Source organism: Phenylobacterium soli, assembly GCF_003254475.1.
Lineage (GTDB): Bacteria > Pseudomonadota > Alphaproteobacteria > Caulobacterales > Caulobacteraceae > Phenylobacterium > Phenylobacterium soli.
Genome location: NZ_QFYQ01000010.1, coordinates 1 through 468, shown reverse-complemented (window position 1 = coordinate 468; position 468 = coordinate 1). Strand labels below are relative to the sequence as shown.

At 68.6% G+C, this 468-nt stretch carries 1 pseudogene; it reads left to right on the top strand.

Going from position 1 to position 468, the window contains the following annotated elements:
- A pseudogene (locus DJ017_RS19910) lies at positions 1-468 on the top strand (hypothetical protein); the annotation flags it as partial.

The window sequence follows — 468 nt, the reverse complement described above, 5'->3', positions numbered from 1 at the left end:
GGCAACGACACCATCTCGGCCGCTGGCGGCAACGACCTCGTCCAGGTTGGCGCGGGCGACCATGTGCTCGACGGCGGCGCGGGGACCGACGCGCTCTCCTTCGAAGGCAACGCCACCGACATCAGCTCGGCTGGCGTCACGGTCTCCCTGGCCAGCCAGGGCTCGGCCCAGACGACGGGCCAGGGGTCGATGACGATCTCGAACTTCGAGAACCTCTCGGGTTCGACCTACAACGACGTGCTGACCGGCGACGGCGCCAACAACGTTCTGGCCGGATATGGAGGCTCCGACTCCATCCTCGGCGGCGGTGGCGACGACACCCTGCTGGGCGACAGCGTGATCCACGTCGACACCCATGGCATCGGCGTCTCCGGCGCGATCACCGTCTTCAACGACGAAGGCGCGGGGAACGACACCCTCGACGGCGGCGCCGGCAATGACCTGATCAAGGGCGAGGCCGGCGACGAC